Source organism: Sedimentibacter sp. B4, assembly GCF_000309315.1.
In the GTDB taxonomy this organism is placed as follows: domain Bacteria; phylum Bacillota; class Clostridia; order Tissierellales; family Sedimentibacteraceae; genus Sedimentibacter; species Sedimentibacter saalensis.
Genome location: NZ_CANG01000582.1, coordinates 1 through 290 on the forward strand (window position 1 = coordinate 1; position 290 = coordinate 290).

The 290-nt window shown below is 71.4% G+C and carries 1 pseudogene; it reads right to left on the minus strand.

Going from position 1 to position 290, the window contains the following annotated elements:
- Window positions 1–290: pseudogene (locus BN358_RS27770) on the minus strand (hypothetical protein); the annotation flags it as partial.

The window sequence follows — 290 nt, forward strand, 5'->3', positions numbered from 1 at the left end:
TGTGCCCGCGCGACGTAGCGCGGCGTGAACCCTCGCCCCCGCCGAACGCGTGCGCGACCAGCCTGGTCGCGATGTCGTCGCCGAAGTCGTACTGCCACCCAGTCGTCCTCGCTGAACTCGCTGAGGTCCGCGGACTCCGCCTCGACCAGCGGGTGTCGGGGGGCAGCGCAACCAGGAAGTCGTCCAGGCCGAGCTCCACCCGCCGGTAGGCCGGCGGCACCCGCGGCTCCTCGTAGGGGAGTTCGGTGTGAATCTCCACGTCCGCCTGACCGGAGTTCTCCGCCGTGTCG